Source organism: Xanthomonas sp. WHRI 1810A (assembly GCF_040202885.1).
GTDB lineage: Bacteria > Pseudomonadota > Gammaproteobacteria > Pseudomonadales > Pseudomonadaceae > Aquipseudomonas.
This window is the reverse complement of the sequence record NZ_JBEGED010000012.1, coordinates 17,274-34,742: the sequence shown is the minus strand read 5'-3', so window position 1 is coordinate 34,742 and position 17,469 is coordinate 17,274. Positions and strand designations below refer to the sequence as shown.

The window sequence follows — 17,469 nt, the reverse complement described above, 5'->3', positions numbered from 1 at the left end:
CGGTATGTCTGCGATGCATTAACCGGTTGACCCACCACCATCGCGGGCAAGCGCGCTCATGTACGGTTAAATCGGGCGTGCAGGATCCACCGTGATTGGCGCCGAAGGCCGGGTGTTCTGCTCTTTCAACAGATCGCGGATCTCGCCCAGCAGCACTTCTTCTTTGCTTGGGGTCGGTGGCAGCGTCGGGGCCTTGGCCTCTTCGCGCTTCAGGCGATTGATCGCCTTGACGCCCATGAAGATCGCGAAAGCCACGATGATGAAGTCGATAACCGTCTGAATAAACTTGCCATACGCCAGCACTACCGCAGGCGCCGTGCCCTCGGCCGGTCGCAGCATGACCGCCAGATCACTGAAATCCACGCCGCCGATCAGCAGCCCCAGGGGCGGCATGATGACATCGCCGACGAACGACGAAACGATCTTGCCGAATGCCGCACCAATGATGATACCGACGGCCATATCGACCACGTTACCTTTGACGGCAAAGGCTTTGAACTCGCTTAGTACGCCCATAGGTTTTCTTCCTTTGTTACACATGAATGGTTGTATTGCAGTGTAAGACAGCTCCGCGCATTGTGCCCGGACCCTGCAATCGACCGGGTCAGGTGCGGGAAGTTTTATCGAAACACCCAAAAACATCCCTTGGTCTCCGGGCAAACCCGGTCGCTTGAGCGTTGCGCTATGATTGGCCCCTTTTCAAATCGGGGGTGTCATGGCCAAGGCCAAACGCATGTACGGCTGCACCGAATGCGGCGCGACGTTTCCTAAATGGGCCGGCCAGTGCGGCGAATGTGGCGCCTGGAACACCCTGGTCGAAACGGTCATCGAGAGCGGCGGCGCTGCAGCGCCCACCGGTCGTTCGGGGTGGACCGGGCAACAGGCTCAGGTCAGGACCCTGGCAGAGGTCAGCGTCGAAGAAGTCCCGCGCTTCTCCACCAACTCGACGGAACTGGACCGCGTGCTGGGCGGCGGTCTGGTCGACGGCTCGGTGGTCCTGATCGGCGGCGACCCCGGCATCGGCAAATCCACCATCCTCCTGCAAACCCTGTGCGCCATTGCCGAGCGCATGCCCGCGTTGTACGTCACCGGCGAGGAGTCCCAGCAGCAGGTGGCAATGCGCGCCCGGCGTCTGGGGCTGCCGCAGGACAAGCTCAAGGTGATGACCGAAACCAATATCGAAACCATCATCGCCACTGCCCGGGTCGAGCAGCCCAAGGTGATGGTGATCGACTCGATCCAGACCATCTTCACCGAGCAGCTGCAATCGGCGCCGGGCGGGGTGTCCCAGGTGCGGGAAAGCGCGGCGCTGCTGGTGCGTTACGCCAAAGTCAGCGGCACGGCGATCTTCCTCGTGGGCCATGTCACCAAAGAAGGCGCGCTGGCCGGCCCTCGAGTGCTTGAGCACATGGTCGACACAGTGCTGTATTTCGAGGGCGAGTCAGACGGCCGCCTGCGTCTGTTGCGCGCGGTGAAGAACCGCTTCGGCGCGGTCAACGAGCTCGGCGTGTTTGGCATGACCGACAAGGGCTTGAAAGAAGTCTCCAACCCGTCGGCGATCTTTCTCACCCGAGCCCAGGAAGAAGTCGCGGGCAGTGTGGTAATGGCGACGTGGGAAGGCACGCGACCCATGCTGGTCGAGGTGCAGGCGCTGGTGGATGACAGCCATCTGTCCAATCCGCGACGGGTGACGCTCGGGCTGGACCAGAACCGGCTGGCGATGCTGTTGGCGGTGTTGCACCGGCACGGCGGCATTCCCACTCACGATCAGGACGTGTTTCTCAACGTGGTCGGCGGGGTCAAGGTGCTGGAAACCGCCTCCGATCTGGCGTTGATGGCGGCGGTGATGTCCAGCCTGCGCAATCGTCCGCTGCCCAATGATTTGCTAGTGTTCGGTGAAGTCGGGCTGTCGGGCGAGGTGCGTCCGGTGCCCAGCGGGCAGGAGCGCCTGAAGGAAGCCGCCAAGCATGGCTTCAAACGCGCCATCGTGCCTAAAGGCAACGCGCCGAAAGAATCCCCGCCGGGGCTCACGGTCATCGGCGTAACACGGCTGGATCAGGCGCTCGATGCGTTGTTTGAATGACTGACCGACTTTGTTGGAGCGAGGCTTGCCCGCGAAAGCGTCAATTCGGGCGATACATTAGTGCCTGACAGACTGGGTTCGCGGGCAAGCCTCGCTCCAACAGGTCCTGGTTTCACACTTCAAGCAACGCCGCCAATTCCCGCTCCAGCTCATCATGGTCGGCAAGGTTGAGTTCGATCAGCCGTCTCAGGTGCGTCACCGACTCCAGCCCGATGTGCTCGCAGACAAATCCTAGGTGGTTGTGATCGTCGTGGGCCAGGCGCACTTCCATCTGCACGTCGGTGTCGACGTTCAGGTGGATGTCCACAATGAACACCTCATCCGGGTTGCCCAACCAGGGCGAGGGTTTTTCGATCAACAGGCCTTTGAGCGACAGGTCGAGCAAGGTAACCGGCCAGGTTTTCGGGCCTTGGGTGAGTTCAGTCCGGGCATCAAACTTGATGCGTTTAAAACGTCGGCGTTCTTCGTGGGAATCTGTCATGAGCGCACTTCTCCTCTGGGTGCGTTGACTATAGGCCAAAACGCGCTCTAGACCATGGTGGGGGTGGTCTTTCCTGTTGGCAGCGCTAGACTCTGGTGGCTGCTCATCCAAGTCCACTCAGTTGGAAAAATAAAAAATGAAAAACAATAATAGTCTGCTGCGCCATGTGCCCTGGCTGATTGTTGCGATTGTCGGGGCCTGTTCCCTGGGGGTTGTTGCACTGCGTCGCGGGGAGGCGATCAATGCGCTCTGGATCGTCGTTGCGGCGGTCGCCATTTATCTGGTCGCGTACCGTTACTACAGTCTGTTTATCGCCAATCACGTCATGCAACTCGATGCGACCCGGGCCACGCCTGCGGTGATCAACAACGACGGTCTGGATTACGTCCCGACCAACAAACACATTCTTTTCGGTCACCACTTCGCCGCCATTGCCGGGGCCGGACCACTGGTCGGTCCCGTGCTGGCGGCGCAAATGGGTTACCTGCCCGGCACGCTCTGGCTGATTGCCGGTGTGGTGCTGGCCGGTGCGGTGCAGGATTTCATGATCCTGTTCCTCTCGACCCGCCGTAACGGTCGCTCGCTGGGCGACATGGTGCGCGAGGAAATGGGCCGTATCCCCGGCACCATCGCCTTGTTCGGCTGCTTTTTGATCATGATCATCATCCTCGCGGTGCTGGCGCTGATCGTGGTCAAGGCGCTGGCTGAAAGCCCGTGGGGCATGTTCACCGTGATCGCGACCATCCCGATTGCGATGTTCATGGGCGTGTACATGCGCTACATCCGCCCGGGCCGCATCGGCGAGATCTCCGTGGTCGGCGTGGTGCTGTTGCTGCTGTCTATCTGGCTGGGTGGTCAAGTGGCCGCGAGCCCTGAATGGGCGCCGATGTTCACCTTCCCCGGCGTGCAAATCACCTGGATGCTGGTGTGCTACGGATTCGTGGCTGCCATGCTGCCGGTCTGGCTGCTGCTGGCGCCTCGGGATTACCTGTCCACTTTCCTGAAGATCGGCACCATCATCGCCCTGGCGATTGGCATCCTGATCCTCGCGCCTGAGCTGAAAATGCCAGCGCTGACGCAATTCACCGACGGCACCGGGCCGGTCTGGAAAGGCACGCTGTTCCCGTTCCTGTTTATCACCATCGCCTGTGGCGCGGTCTCGGGTTTCCATGCGCTGATCTCGTCGGGCACGACGCCCAAGCTGCTGGATAACGAAGTCAACGCGCGCTACATCGGTTACGGCGGCATGCTCATGGAGTCGTTCGTGGCGATCATGGCCATGGTCGCGGCCTCGGTCATCGAGCCTGGCGTGTACTTCGCGATGAACAGCCCGGCGGCGATTGTCGGTTCAGACGTCACGTCGGTAGCGGCAATGGTCTCCAGCTGGGGCTTTCTGATTACGCCGGATCAATTGGTCGCAGTCGCGAAGGACATCGGTGAAAACACCGTCCTGGCCCGTGCTGGCGGTGCGCCGACATTGGCGGTGGGTATCGCGCAGATCCTGCACCAGGCGTTCCCGGGCCAGAACACCATGGCGTTCTGGTACCACTTCGCGATCCTGTTCGAAGCCCTGTTCATCCTGACGGCCGTCGACGCCGGCACGCGTGCCGGGCGTTTCATGCTCCAGGACTTGCTCGGCAGTTTCGTGCCTTCGCTCAAACGCACTGAATCTTGGACCGCCAACGCGATTGGCACCGGCGGTTGCGTCGCGCTGTGGGGTTACTTGCTGTACCAGGGCGTGATCGACCCACTGGGCGGCATTAACACCTTGTGGCCGCTGTTCGGTATTTCCAACCAGATGCTGGCCGGGATTGCTCTGATGCTGGCGACGGTGGTGCTGATCAAGATGAAGCGTCAGCGCTACATATGGGTAACCATGCTGCCGGCAACCTGGCTGTTGATCTGCACCGTGACCGCTGGCCTGATCAAGCTGTTCGACCCGAGCCCGGCGGTGGGCTTCCTGGCACTGGCCAAGAAGTACAGCGCGGCGGCCGACGCCGGGCAGATTCTGGCCCCGGCCAAGACCATGGACCAGATGCAGCATGTGATCTTCAACGCATACACCAACGCCACGTTGACCGTCCTGTTCCTGTTCGTGGTCCTGAGCATTCTGTTCTACGCGGTCAAGGTCGGTCGTGCCGCGTGGACCAAGAAAGAGCGTACGGACAAGGAATCGCCTTTCCAGGCATTCCCTGAAACCCATTGATCCACTGGAGCACTGCGTATGTTCAATGACCTGAGCAAGCTCGGTAAGTACCTCGGTCAGGCCGCACGCCTGATGGTGGGCATGCCCGACTACGACAACTACGTTGAACATATGCAGAAGACCCACCCGGACAAGCCGGTGATGAGCTACGAGATGTTCTTCCGGGAGCGTCAGGATGCGCGTTACGGCGGAAAGGGCGGCCCCAAGTGCTGCTGATTTCCTAATCCACTTGTACATGTACTTGTAGGAGTGAGCTTGCTCGCGATTCTGTCAGGCGCCCGAATGGTGTCAGGAATGACAAAATCGCGAGCAAGCTCACTCCTACAGTTTTTTTCCATGGGAGATTTCTTTGTTCACACCCATCCCGGTCACCATTCTCAGCGGCTTTCTCGGCGCGGGCAAAACCACCTTGCTGCGTCACCTGCTCAAGGAAGAGCACGGCCTGAAAATCGCCGTGATCGAAAACGAATTCAGCGACGCCGGCATCGACACCCAACTGCTCGGTGATGAGCCGGTGCAGGTAATGACGCTGTCCAACGGCTGCGTGTGCTGCACCATTCACACCGACCTGACCAAGGCGCTGTACCTGCTGCTCGAACGTCTGGACAGCGGCGAAATTGCCTTTGATCGCCTGGTCATCGAATGCACCGGCCTGGCTGATCCGGCACCCGTTGCGCAGACCTTCTTCATCGACGAAGACCTGCGCGAGCGCTACATCCTCGACGGCATCATCACCCTGGTGGACGCCGCTCACGCCGACACCCATCTGCAGCAGACCATCGCTCAGGCGCAGATTGGCTTCGCCGATCGCTTACTGGTGAGCAAGCGCGATCTGGTGGACGACGCGACGTTCACTGCCTTGAGCGAACGGCTGACCCGCATCAATCGCCGGGCGCCGATCCGTGTCGTCGACCATGGAAAGATCGACCTGGCCGAACTGCTCGACGTGCGCGGCTTCAACCTCAATGCCGACCTGGGCGGCGGCATGAGCCTGCGTCCAGTTACGCCCGCTGCAGGTTCCATCGACCGCATCAGCAGCCTGGTCCTGCGCAGCGACACGCCACTGGATATCGAAAAGCTCAGTACGTTCATGAACGAGCTGCTGGAGGAACACGGCAAACAATTGCTGCGTTACAAAGGCGTGCTCAGCATCATCGATGAACCGCGGCGGATGGTGTTTCAAGGCGTGCTGAAGCTGTATGGCTTTGACTGGGACACGGACTGGGAAGAGGGCGAGAAGCGCGAAAGCGTCATCGTGTTCATTGCTGATGATTTGCCGGAAGAGAAGATTCGGGCGGGGTTTGAGAGGGTCGTGGGATGAAGAGTTGATGGCGCTTGTAAGGGCCTGTTAGTGGATACGTCGGCTTCCACGGAACTGACGTTCAGGAAGCTGTTTTCAAGGTGTAAAACGCTCGCGCACAAGCATCAAGAGCTTCCTGCGTTTTGATTTCCGTTTCGATTCCTAGATGGTATTTGCAATATCTCGCCACCCTTTGGCGCAGGCTGTCATCTAGACGTCGGAGCTGTCTGACGTCCGCATCCGTGGCGAAGATGTTCACAAACTCCATTTGAAGGGTAGGGCTCTTTTTTATGAACCATACCGTCGTATTGTCTTCTGCCCACATCGTCTCGTAATAACCAATAAACAATGGTGCGGTGAGCACAGAAAGGAAACTCAAATGCAGCAGAAGTCTCTTCATTTTAATGGCGGCATCAACAGCTGATTTTTCTTCCGAATTCTCTGGACCAATTTCATGCCGATATTGCCGGGACATGTTTTGCCATCGTCGTCCTGGCCGGGATATTCCTTGTGACCTCCAAGGTGTTTGATTGCGAAAACGCTCTTCAGGGCCGTAACGAGATCGAGGGTGGCGTTAGCCTGTGGTGCGGGTATTTTGTTGGTCGTACTAATTCCGACAGAGTTTAAGATTTTGCGGGTCAATGCGACAACGCCGCCACCTTCACCAACAGTTGTCAGGTTGTTGAGCAGCACGATACCAATGACGCCAGTGTTGAATAATCGGACGTTAGACCCTTTGAGCCGAATGTCTGTCCCTTCATACACCGTCCCTTTGCAGTCGATCGCGTAGTGATATCCGATATCGCTAAAGTTTCTCGACTGATGCTCCACTTGTATCTCCACCATCTGCCTCGGGCCAAATCCACACGAGCTACCTCTGCCAGCGTGATGAAGAGCGATCATGCTGTAATTCCAGTCCGGTTCCAGCTCACTTTTCGGCTCCTTGGCATGCCACCCGGAGCGATCAATGAAGTGATGACCAAGGAAACGCACTTTGCTGATGATCGCCTCACGGGCGGCGGCGCGGTCGTTAACAGTGTTTTCAACGGGCGCCAGATTGAAAACGGTCAGGGCGGCGGCAGTGGCACGGCCCATTTTAAGTATGGCGGGGTCGGAGCTTTCAAGCGGAGCACTCAAACGATTAGTGCCGGGAGGGCAGCCGCATTGCACTTCAGCTCCGTCCAGCACGGTGGGAATTCCGTCCCATGTCATAGCAGGCAAGCTGTCGACGATGACACCGGGTTTGCCACATATCGGACATGGCGTTGTTTTATCTCCAAGCCGCAAAACGGCTCTCTGTCCATGGGTGGCGCAGGGCAAGCTGGTGATACACACCGCCCCGCTCGTGGTCCGGTCTCCGTTGAGTCCCTGTCCTGTGCCGTTTACAGAACCGCGTCCCATGTCTTAGTCCTCACCCAAAGACGTGAACGTAACGACCGTTGGGTCGGATGCCTCGCCGGTAAGGTATAAAAGTCAGTAGGAGCTTTCTGATTTGTGCTCAGGGACAGTCGCACAAGGCTTAGCGGATAGCGCCGGATCCAACACGCATAAAAAAGCCCCGGCTCATCACTGAACCGGGGCTTTTATTGCTGCGGGCTGGCGGGCGTTGATTACTCGCCGTACACCGGCAACTTGGCGCAGATGGCTTTGACTTTCTCACGAACGGCGTCGATCACCGCTTCGTTGTTCAGGTCAGCCAGGATGTCGCAGATCCAGCCGGCCAACTCTTTGCACTCTGCTTCCTTGAAGCCGCGAGTGGTGACAGCCGGTGTGCCGAAGCGCAGGCCGGAGGTCACGAACGGGGAGCGTGGGTCGTTCGGCACCGAGTTCTTGTTGACGGTGATGAAGGCTTTGCCCAGCGCGGCATCAGCGTCTTTGCCGGAGATGTCCTGCTTGATCAGCGACAGCAGGAACAGGTGGTTTTCAGTCCCGCCCGATACCACGTCGAAACCACGGTCGATGAAGACTTCGGCCATGGCCTTGGCGTTTTTCACCACTTGCTGCTGGTAGGTCTTGAACTCAGGCTGCAATGCTTCTTTGAAGCAGATGGCCTTGGCGGCGATGACGTGTTCCAGAGGGCCGCCCTGGCCGCCCGGGAAGACCGCAGAGTTGAGCTTCTTTTCGATCTCGGCATTGGCGCGCGCCAGGATCAGGCCGCCACGTGGGCCGCGCAGGGTCTTGTGCGTGGTGGTGGTGACCACGTCGGCGAACGGAATCGGGTTCGGATAGACGCCCGCAGCGACCAGACCGGCAACGTGGGCCATGTCGACGAACAAATAGGCGCCGACTTTGTCAGCAATGGCGCGGAAACGCGGAAAGTCGAGGATCTGTGAGTAGGCCGAGAAGCCTGCCACGATCATCTTCGGCTTGTGCTCGACCGCCAGGCGCTCGACTTCGTCGTAGTCGATCAGGCCGTTGCCGTCGATGCCGTATTGAACGGCGTTATAGAGCTTGCCCGAAGAGCTGACGCTGGCGCCGTGGGTCAGGTGACCGCCGTGGGCCAGGCTCATGCCCAGAATGGTGTCGCCGGCGTTGAGCAGCGCGAGGTACACAGCGCTGTTGGCCTGGGAACCGGCGTGGGGCTGGACGTTGGCGTAATCGGCGCCGAACAGCTCTTTGGCGCGGTCGATCGCCAGTTGCTCAACGATGTCGACGAATTCGCAACCGCCGTAGTAACGCTTGCCTGGATAGCCTTCCGCGTATTTGTTGGTCAGTACCGAGCCTTGCGCTTCCATCACGGCAGGGCTGGTGTAGTTCTCCGAGGCGATCAGCTCGATGTGATCTTCCTGACGCTTGGCTTCCTGTTCCATTGCGGCATACAGGTCGGAGTCGTACTTGGCGATAGTCAAATTACGGCTGAACATGGCAGTCCTCGGGGCGTGGGGCAGTAAAAAAGGAGAGCATTCTACCCCATCGGGTTTTATCTGGCATATGAAAGCCCGTCATGCGCAGGACAAGCGGTTTTCACTTACCTGTAGGAGCGAACCTGTTCGCGAGGCGTACTGACTGACACACCGCGTAGGCCGCTTCGCCAACAAGTTGGCTCCTACAGGCGTTCATCAGTCCAGCATAAACAGGGCGTCATTGCTGAACTGTGCCTCAAAACGTTCCGGCGTCATGGGGCGGCCGAACAGGTAGCCCTGAACCTCATCGCATCCGTGCTCGCGGAGAAACTCGAGCTGCTCGTGAGTCTCGACGCCCTCGGCGATCACCGACAGGTTCAGGCTGTGGGCCATGGCAATGATCGCGCGGGCGATCTGCGCATCCTGTTCCCCTGACGGCAGGCCATCGACGAAGGTACGGTCGATCTTCAGCACGTCGATGGGGAACTGCTTCAAGTAGTTGAGCGAGGAATAACCGGTGCCGAAGTCGTCAACCGCAATGCTCAACCCCAACCGTTTGAGCCCGGCGAGAATCAGCATCGCCACGTTGACTTCGCTCATCAGGATGCTTTCGGTGAGCTCCAGCTCCAGGCACGCCGGCGGCAGCTCGGTTTCGTTGAGAATGGTGGCGATGCGGGTGCCCAGTGTCCCGTCGGCGAACTGGCGGGCAGAAATGTTGACCGACATTTTAGGCACTCGCACCTTGGCCTTGTGCCACGCCTTGAGCTGGCGGCAGGCTTCGGTGATCACCCAATCGCCGACTTCCACCACCAGGCCCAACTCCTCGAGCACCGGAATGAAATCCGACGGCGGCACCAGGCCGCGACGGGGGTGGCGCCAGCGCAGCAGGGCTTCCGCGCCGGTCAGGCGCTTGCCATCGCCGCTGAATTGCGGCTGGTAATACAGCGTGAATTCCTCTTGCTCAAGGGCATGCCGCAAGTCGCTTTCCAGTTCCAGGCGTTCCAGGGCGCTGGCGTTCATGTCCGCTTGGTAGAACTGGAAGTTGTTCTTGCCGCGCTCCTTGGCGTGGTACATCGCGGTATCAGCGTTTTTCATCAACTGGCTTAGCTCGTTACCGTCCTGCGGGCTCAGGGCGATGCCGATACTGGCGGTGACGAAAAACTCGCGCCCCTCAAGCACAAACGGTCTGACCAGGCTGGCGAGGATCTGCTCAGCCACATGGATCGCGCGATTGAGTGCCACTTGCTGGGTCGCCCCCGGCTGCAGCAGCAGGGTGAATTCGTCGCCGCCCATCCGCGCCACGGTGTCATCGTCGGCCACGCATTCGAGCAGGCGCCCGGCCATGTCCTTGAGCATGCGGTCGCCGGCGGCATGGCCAAGGGAGTCGTTGATCGGCTTGAAGCGGTCAAGGTCCAGAAACATCAGCACCACCCAGGCGTTCTGGCGCTCGGCCTGTTGCAGGGCGGTGTGCAGACGGTCCTGAAACAGCGTGCGGTTGGGCAGGTGCGTCAGGGCGTCGTAGTAAGCCAGCCGGTGAATACGCTGCTCGCTGGCCTTGCGCTCGCTGATGTCGGTGAAGAAACACACATAGCTGGCCAGGTCGCCTTCGTCGTCGAGCACTGCCGTAATGCCCACCCACGCCGGGTAGTGCTCCCCGTTACGGCGCTTGAGCCAGACTTCGCCTTCCCAGCTGCCGCGTTGATTCAACTGATTGAGGATGTAGCTCAGATGGGCTTCCTGCTGATCATCCACTGCCAGCATCATCGGCAGTTGATCCAGCACCTGCGCCAGGGTGTAACCGCTGACCCGGCTGAACGCGTCGTTGGCCTGAACGATGTAGCCGGCAGGGTCGGTGATCAGGATTGCGGAGGTCGAGTGCTCGAACACCGTTGCCGCCATGCGCAGGTCTTTTTCCGCGCGGCGTTGCTGGCTGACGTCGCGGCCGACGCCGAGAATGCCTTCGAACGCGCCGTCATTGCCCCACACCAGCACCAGGCGCAACTCGACGGGAATCTTGCGGCCATCGGCGCGCAGGCAGTCGAAGAGAAACAACTGGGTCGGTATTTGCGCTTGCAGCGCCGCAAGCGCCTGGGGGTCGGGCAGTGCTTTGGCAACGCGGCTCACCAGGCCGTACAAGCGTGCCAGCTGCTGGGGGTTGGCCACGGTCGACGTCCAGCCGTTCTTAAGGATCCACTCGGCGCTGTAGCCCAGCGCCGCGTTGACCGAAGGGCTGACGTAGTTGGGTTTCAGGGCCCGGTCGGTGGAGAAAATGACGTCGCTGATGCTTTCGGCGAGCATCCGGTAGCGCTGCTCGCTGTCGCGCAGTGATTCACTGGCTCTCAACTGCGCAAGGTCCAGCTGCTTGCGCCGGGTGATGTCATTGATGCTCAGGATGACTGCGTTGAAATCGTCGGATCGCTCGGGCAGCGTGACCGACAGCCACAGGTATCGGTCATTGCCCAGTGCGTCGGGCAGGCGTAACTCCATTTCCAGCTGGCGGCTGCCCTCGACCACCGCCTGCAACAGCAGCAAGCCGATACCTTCGCCCGTGCGGGGGCAGCCTTCGATCAATTGCCGCCAGACCTGCTCGGCGGTCTCACTCTCCAGCAGGCTCGCCGCGACCTGATTGACCTCGGTGATGCGCAACCGCTGCAGCAGGCCATGAAGCTGAGCGGGGTGGCGCTCAAGCCGGTCGCTCAACGCTTGGCGGGTCTGCAACTGAAGGCGACTGAGGTATTCCGGGAGGTCGGACAGATCCAGTACACACAGCGCAACGCCGGTGCCCTCGAAAATATCCTTGTAGCGGCGGCGGCTTTCATGCAACTGACGCTGACGACGGCGCAGGCTGAACAGCGCGAGCAGCGGGACGATGGAGCACGCCAGCGCGATCAGGCACTTGCCGATCAGCGGAGCAATCAGGCCCTGGCGCGCCTGCTCGGCGTCGTACAGGCCGCGCAACTGCCAATGGCTGTTGGTCAGCGGGGCCACTATCACTGTTTCAATGTTGGCACTGTTCTTTTGCGGCGCTGCCTCGTCTATCCCGTTACGGTAGATGACCCGTTGGCTGGCGGCGTTTTCCAGCTGCCAGAGAGGATGGACATCCTGGGTACTGCTCGGGGTCAAGGCCTTGAACAGCTGCGGGCTCAGGCGCAGCACCCAATAGGAGTGGCTGTCGCCGACAGGCTGGCGGATAAACAGGTAAAGCGGAATGCCGTCAGGGGCGTCCGCATAAAAGTAAGGAAGGTTTTCGTTCTCGACCAGGGCTTGCGCCAGATAGGTGGCGTCCGGGGTCGTCTCGGCGCTGTCCCCTTGCACTGCACCGTTGGCGTCGGTCCAGGCGATGCTGTTCAACGCAGGCAACGCCTTGCGCAGCGTGGCCAGCAGGCTGGCTTTTTGTTCGGCGGTCTGTGGGTGGGCGTCTGATTCATCCAGCAGGTTCAAGGCAATCTGGGCACTGAGCGCCATGTTGAGGCTCAGGCGGTCGGCCAGTTGGACGCTGTAGTCAATGCTGCGCTGGCGCTGCCGTTCCTGGGTCTGCTGAAACTGTTCAACCAGTTGCCACAGTAAAAGGGCCAACATCAGCAGCATGACGACTGCCAGTGAGCCTTTGAGCGAGCCTCGTAACGGCGAGGACGCGGCGTTCTTCGATGAGCGCAATGAGGAAACAGACGGTGTCGTGGGCAAACTGTAATCCTGACTACTGTGTAAATTCAGCGGGTGCGAGGGGCACTATAAACTTGACGCCAAAAGGACGGCTAGCATGACGTGCCTTGTGGCGAACTGCCAGCCCCAATCGGAGCGCCCGGTTTGCCCTGATGACCGCATTCGGGTAGCTTTGCCCGACGCGCGAGGTGCCCGATTTCTGCAAGCGTGATTCCATGCCTGCACGCACAGCTCCAGCTTGATTCTCTGCACCTGACTGATCGCGCAGCTATCGTAGATGAGCCTGTTTGATTCAAGGCCCGGAATAGCCGGACGGCAAGTGTGGGTCGAGAAATAAACGCTATTTGCGACAAAGCTGCGACGCAGCACTCCGCTCGCGCCTTTATTCACAGTTACAGACGCTAGGTTTTCATTTCATGGCTCAATACGTCTTCACCATGCATCGGCTGAGCAAGGTCGTTCCGCCGAAGCGGGAAATCCTGAAAAACATCTCCCTGTCGTTTTTCCCGGGCGCCAAGATCGGCGTCCTCGGCCTTAACGGCTCGGGTAAATCCACACTGTTGAAAATCATGGCCGGTGTCGACACCGAGTTCGACGGCGAAGCGCGACCGATGCCGGAACTGAACATCGGCTACCTGCCGCAGGAACCGCAGCTGGACCCGACCAAGACTGTGCGTGACGTCGTCGAAGAAGCCGTCAGCGTGATCAAGGACGCCCAGGCGCGTCTGGACGAGGTCTACGCCGCTTACGCTGAGCCCGACGCCGACTTTGACAAGCTGGCCGCCGAGCAGGCCAAGCTGGAATCGATCCTGCAGGCCAGCGACGGCCACAACCTTGAGCGCCAACTGGAAGTCGCCGCCGATGCGCTGCGTCTACCAGCGTGGGACGCCAAGATCGAACACCTCTCCGGTGGTGAAAAGCGCCGCGTCGCGCTGTGCCGCCTGCTGCTGTCGGCGCCCGACATGCTGCTGCTCGACGAACCGACCAACCACCTGGACGCCGATTCTGTCGCCTGGCTTGAGCATTTCCTTCACGATTTCCCGGGCACCGTGGTCGCTATCACGCACGACCGGTACTTCCTGGACAACGTGGCAGGCTGGATCCTGGAACTGGACCGCGGCGCGGGCATTCCTTATGAAGGCAACTATTCGGGTTGGCTGGAGGCCAAGTCCGACCGTCTGGCGGCCGAGTCCAAGCAGCAGTCGGCCCATGAAAAGGCCATGAAAGAAGAGCTGGAGTGGGTGCGCAAAGGCGCCAAGGCGCGCCAGTCCAAATCCAAGGCCCGTCTGCAACGCTTCGAAGAACTGCAATCGCAGGAATTCCAGAAGCGCAGCGAGACCAACGAAATCTACATCCCGGCCGGCCCGCGTCTGGGCGACAAGGTCATCGAATTCAAGAACGTCTCCAAGGGCTACGGCGACCGCGTGTTGATCGACAACCTGTCGTTCTCCATGCCCAAGGGCGCGATCGTGGGTGTCATCGGTGGTAACGGTGCCGGTAAGTCGACGTTGTTCCGCATGCTGATGGGCAAGGAAACGCCGGATTCGGGCAGCATCGAGATCGGTGAAACCGTGCAACTGGCCTGCGTTGACCAGAGCCGCGATGACCTGGATGGCAGCAAGACCGTGTTCGCGCAGATCTCAGACGGTTCGGACCAGATCAAGATCGGCAACTACGAGATTCCGTCGCGCACTTACGTGGGCCGCTTCAACTTCAAGGGCGGCGACCAGCAGAAGTTCGTCAAGGACCTGTCCGGCGGTGAGCGCGGCCGTCTGCACCTGGCGTTGACGCTCAAAGAGGGCGGCAACGTGTTGCTGCTCGACGAACCGTCCAACGACCTGGACGTTGAAACCCTGCGTTCGCTGGAAGAAGCGCTGCTGGACTTCCCGGGCGCCGCCATTGTGATCTCTCACGATCGGTGGTTCCTTGACCGCGTGGCGACGCACATCCTGGCGTACGAAGACGATTCGCAAGCGATCTTCTTCGAAGGCAACTACACCGAGTACGAAGCTGACCGTAAAAAGCGTCTGGGCGAAGCCGCAGCCCAACCGCACCGTGTGCGACACAAGAAACTGGCGTGATCACGCCAGCGTCATGAAAAAACGGAGCCTTCGGGCTCCGTTTTTTGTGGGCAACATCAGGGTTTACTCACGATGACGCCGGACGCGAAACCTGTGGGAGCGGACTTGTCCGCGAAGGCGTCGGCGCTGGCAATAAAGATTTCCGATCCATACTGGGTTAAATGCACCGGCCTCTTCGCGGACAGGTCCGCTCCGACGAGGACGACGCCGTCAATCGTCAGGCATCCGCCTCGATCTCCAGGATTTCGATCACCTGATCACCCACCGGGCGCTTCCAGTGCACTTCATCACCGGTTTGCGCGCCGAGTAGCGCCCGGCCCAGGGGCGAGGCCCAGTTGATCAGGCCGCTGGCGGCATCCGCCTGGTCTTCGCCGACCAGTTGCACCCGCTGTTGCTGGTCCTGCTCATCGGCAAAGGTGACCCAACTGCCGATCTGGATCTTGTCGGTGGAAAGGGCGGGGGTGACCACCTGAGCGCTTTGCAGCCGCTGATTGAAGTAGCGCAGATCGCGTTCCAGATCGGCTTGGCGCTGCTTGTCTGCCTGATCGCCACGTGCCGATTGCTCACTGTATTGCGCTTGCAGCAACGCTACATGCGCCTGCAACTGGGCCAGCCCGCTGGCCGTGACGTAATTGGGTTGATTACTGACTTGCCGCTCGACCGGTTGATCGGCCTGCGCGGCGGCGTTGTCTTCGTTGACAAAAGCCCTGCTCATGACGTTCTCCCTTTTGATAGTCATGAACGTTGGGCCACCCCGACGCTGCAATAGTTCGCGCCTGGATCCATCTGCGGCATTTCATGCCTCGGTCGCGAACTCAGTGAGAGCGATAAGCCTTGGCCGCGTCCTGAGTGGTTTGACGGTTCCAGTCCCGGTCGCGGTCGTTCCAGATACTGTCGCGCCCCTGATCCTGATGGGTCTGGTTTTCCAGCATCGCCTGGCATTGTCGAAATCCGTCACTCCAGCCTTGCGCATAGAGCGTGTCCTTCAAATAACGCGGCACGTTTTTTTTGAATTGCCCCTTCATCACATCGACAGCCTGTCGACCGCTGCCGCAACCGTCCTGAAAACCATCGGCAAAGGCGGGTGGATAACCTTCGGCCAATAACTGGTCATGAGTCGACTGACAACCGGCGATGACCACCAGACACCACAGCACAACCCAGCGCGTATTCATTTCTAGTTCCTCACTGTATGTGGGAAGTCTAGAAGCGGATAAGTAAGTTTTTCGTGAAGTGGCCGTGAGAAATGCATTAGCCGATGCCCGGTTCTGCTGATTTAGTTCAACGCCTGCGCCGAGTGGCGCGCATTCTGAAAAAACTTTTAGTAATTTTTCTCCAGACGGCCTGCGAACATTCAAGGCGGTTAGACTAGCCGGTCTGCTTGAAACAGTTTTGGATGCCGGATGAACCTTAGAACGATTTTGATTCTTGGCGCGCTCAGCGCTTTCGGGCCGCTGGCCATCGACTTTTACCTTCCCGGATTCCCGGCCATTGCCTTGGCGTTCGGGACCGACGCGCAACACGTACAGCTGACGCTGGCGTCTTACTTTTTGGGCCTGAGCATCGGTCAACTGGCGTACGGGCCCGTGGCCGACCGGTTCGGTCGACGCATTCCGTTGTTGTTTGGCGTCGGCTTGTTCACCCTGGCTTCCCTGGCGTGTGCGTTCGCCCCCAGCCTTGAGTGGCTGATCGGTGCGCGCTTCGTGCAGGCGCTGGGCGGGTGTGCCGGCATGGTGTTGTCCCGCGCGATTGTCAGCGACACATGTAATCCGGTGGACTCAGCGAAGGTCTTTTCCCAGTTGATGCTGGTCATGGGCCTGGCGCCGATCCTCGCGCCGATGCTCGGTGGGCTGCTGGTGAATGCCTATGGCTGGCAGTCAATCTTCCTGGTGCTGACGGTCTTCAGTGCGTTGAGCTCGATGGCCGTGGCGTTCGGTCTGCCGGAGAGCATGCCAGCCGATCATCCGCGTCAGCCGCTGTCCGGCGCATTCGCGCAATACCGCCGGCTGCTGGGGGATCGCGTCTTTCTGGGTCATGCGTTGACCGGCGGCATTGCCATCGCCGGGATGTTTGCCTACATCGCCGGATCGCCCTTCGTGTTTATCAAACTCTACGGCGTACCCGCCGAGCACTATGGCTGGCTGTTCGGCATCAACGCGGCAGGTTTTATCCTGACCGCGCAAGTGAACGCTCGGATGGTGGGCCGGTTCGGGCCTGCGTGGCTGTTGTCACGAGCCGTGTGGGTTTACCTCGCCGCAGCGGTGGTATTGCTGGTGGTCGCCAGCCTGCACACCGAAAAACTCTGGCCGTTGCTGGTGCCGCTGTTCGTGTATATCGCAAGCCTGGGCTACATCATTCCCAACTCCTCAGCCTGCGCGATGACCGGGCAAGGCAAGCGCGCAGGCAGTGCATCGGCATTGCTGGGCTGTCTGCAATTCAGCGTGGCCGCAGGGGCGGCGGCGTTGGTGGGCGTGCTGCACGACGGGACGGCGGTGCCGATGGCCATCGTGATCACACTGTGTGGCGTCTTCGCGGTCACTTTGGCGATGTTGACCCGTCGTCTGCAAAAAACACGCGACGCGGTTACCGTACATACAGATGTCAGGATCTGAATGAAACGCCCCGGCAGCGCACAGGCGCTGTCGGGCCTCAGCGTCTGGTTTAAACACTAAGGCCGAAGTGATCACACGATGTAAAGATCCGTACTACTTGGTTAAAGGATTTGCCTTACAAGTAAGCCAGCCTGCACTTCCAGTGAAAACGCAGGTAACCCATTCCTTGTCTAACGCCGTTATCACCAAAGCTTTTTTTC

At 59.8% G+C, this 17,469-nt stretch carries 14 protein-coding genes; 6 read left to right on the top strand and 8 right to left on the bottom strand.

Going from position 1 to position 17,469, the window contains the following annotated elements; translation table 11 throughout:
* Nucleotides 1–66: 66 nt before the first annotated feature.
* Nucleotides 67–516: a large-conductance mechanosensitive channel protein MscL gene (gene mscL / locus ABQX22_RS17780; protein WP_349801181.1), complete on the bottom strand. Its 450-nt coding sequence runs from the start codon at nt 514–516 to the stop codon at nt 67–69.
* A gap of 199 nt (nt 517–715) precedes the next feature.
* Between mscL and radA the strand changes: the two genes are divergently transcribed.
* A complete protein-coding gene (gene radA, locus ABQX22_RS17775; protein ID WP_349801180.1) occupies nt 716–2,083 on the top strand; it encodes a DNA repair protein RadA in 1,368 nt (455 codons plus the stop codon).
* Nucleotides 2,084–2,195: 112 nt separating this feature from the next.
* Here the strand turns inward: radA and ABQX22_RS17770 are convergent, their stop codons facing one another.
* Nucleotides 2,196–2,564 carry a PilZ domain-containing protein gene (locus ABQX22_RS17770; RefSeq protein WP_349801179.1) on the bottom strand — a complete coding sequence of 123 codons (369 nt, stop codon included), beginning with the start codon at nt 2,562–2,564 and terminating at the stop codon, nt 2,196–2,198.
* A gap of 136 nt (nt 2,565–2,700) precedes the next feature.
* Between ABQX22_RS17770 and ABQX22_RS17765 the strand changes: the two genes are divergently transcribed.
* The 3 genes from ABQX22_RS17765 (at nt 2,701) to yjiA (ending at nt 6,091) form a co-directional block, all read left to right on the top strand.
* Nucleotides 2,701–4,770 (top strand): carbon starvation CstA family protein, encoded by a 2,070-nt coding sequence (locus ABQX22_RS17765; protein ID WP_349801178.1) that lies wholly within the window; start codon nt 2,701–2,703, stop codon nt 4,768–4,770.
* A gap of 18 nt (nt 4,771–4,788) precedes the next feature.
* Nucleotides 4,789–4,986: a YbdD/YjiX family protein gene (locus ABQX22_RS17760; RefSeq protein WP_037018459.1), complete on the top strand. Its 198-nt coding sequence runs from the start codon at nt 4,789–4,791 to the stop codon at nt 4,984–4,986.
* A gap of 133 nt (nt 4,987–5,119) precedes the next feature.
* Nucleotides 5,120–6,091, top strand: a complete 972-nt coding sequence (gene yjiA / locus ABQX22_RS17755) for a GTPase (RefSeq protein ID WP_349801177.1) — start codon at nt 5,120–5,122, stop codon at nt 6,089–6,091.
* A gap of 61 nt (nt 6,092–6,152) precedes the next feature.
* On the opposite strand, the gene ABQX22_RS17750 is transcribed toward yjiA, so the two are convergent.
* From ABQX22_RS17750 to ABQX22_RS17735, 4 genes are all read right to left on the bottom strand, one after another.
* Entirely contained in the window at nt 6,153–6,470 is a 318-nt protein-coding gene (locus ABQX22_RS17750) for a hypothetical protein (protein ID WP_349801176.1), read from the bottom strand.
* Nucleotides 6,467–7,471 carry an N-acetylmuramoyl-L-alanine amidase gene (locus ABQX22_RS17745; protein ID WP_349801175.1) on the bottom strand — a complete coding sequence of 335 codons (1,005 nt, stop codon included), beginning with the start codon at nt 7,469–7,471 and terminating at the stop codon, nt 6,467–6,469. The genes ABQX22_RS17750 and ABQX22_RS17745 overlap by 4 nt, the downstream gene beginning before the upstream one ends.
* Before the next feature lie 209 nt (nt 7,472–7,680).
* On the bottom strand, nt 7,681–8,934 hold the full coding sequence (gene glyA / locus ABQX22_RS17740) for a serine hydroxymethyltransferase (protein ID WP_349801174.1): 1,254 nt from the start codon (nt 8,932–8,934) through the stop codon (nt 7,681–7,683).
* Nucleotides 8,935–9,129: 195 nt separating this feature from the next.
* A complete protein-coding gene (locus ABQX22_RS17735) occupies nt 9,130–12,501 on the bottom strand; it encodes a sensor domain-containing protein (RefSeq protein WP_349801173.1) in 3,372 nt (1,123 codons plus the stop codon).
* A 491-nt stretch (nt 12,502–12,992) separates the two neighbouring features.
* Here ABQX22_RS17735 and ettA point away from each other — a divergent pair, with 491 nt between their 5' ends.
* Nucleotides 12,993–14,657, top strand: a complete 1,665-nt coding sequence (ettA, locus tag ABQX22_RS17730; protein ID WP_349801172.1) for an energy-dependent translational throttle protein EttA — start codon at nt 12,993–12,995, stop codon at nt 14,655–14,657.
* 217 nt (nt 14,658–14,874) lie between these two features.
* On the opposite strand, the gene ABQX22_RS17725 is transcribed toward ettA, so the two are convergent.
* Together ABQX22_RS17725 and ABQX22_RS17720 are read right to left on the bottom strand one after the other, a co-directional pair.
* On the bottom strand, nt 14,875–15,372 hold the full coding sequence (locus ABQX22_RS17725) for a GreA/GreB family elongation factor (RefSeq protein WP_349801171.1): 498 nt from the start codon (nt 15,370–15,372) through the stop codon (nt 14,875–14,877).
* 100 nt (nt 15,373–15,472) lie between these two features.
* Entirely contained in the window at nt 15,473–15,832 is a 360-nt protein-coding gene (locus ABQX22_RS17720; RefSeq protein ID WP_349801170.1) for a hypothetical protein, read from the bottom strand.
* A gap of 228 nt (nt 15,833–16,060) precedes the next feature.
* Between ABQX22_RS17720 and ABQX22_RS17715 the strand changes: the two genes are divergently transcribed.
* Nucleotides 16,061–17,269 (top strand): Bcr/CflA family multidrug efflux MFS transporter, encoded by a 1,209-nt coding sequence (locus ABQX22_RS17715; protein ID WP_349801169.1) that lies wholly within the window; start codon nt 16,061–16,063, stop codon nt 17,267–17,269.
* Nucleotides 17,270–17,469: the final 200 nt, after the last annotated feature.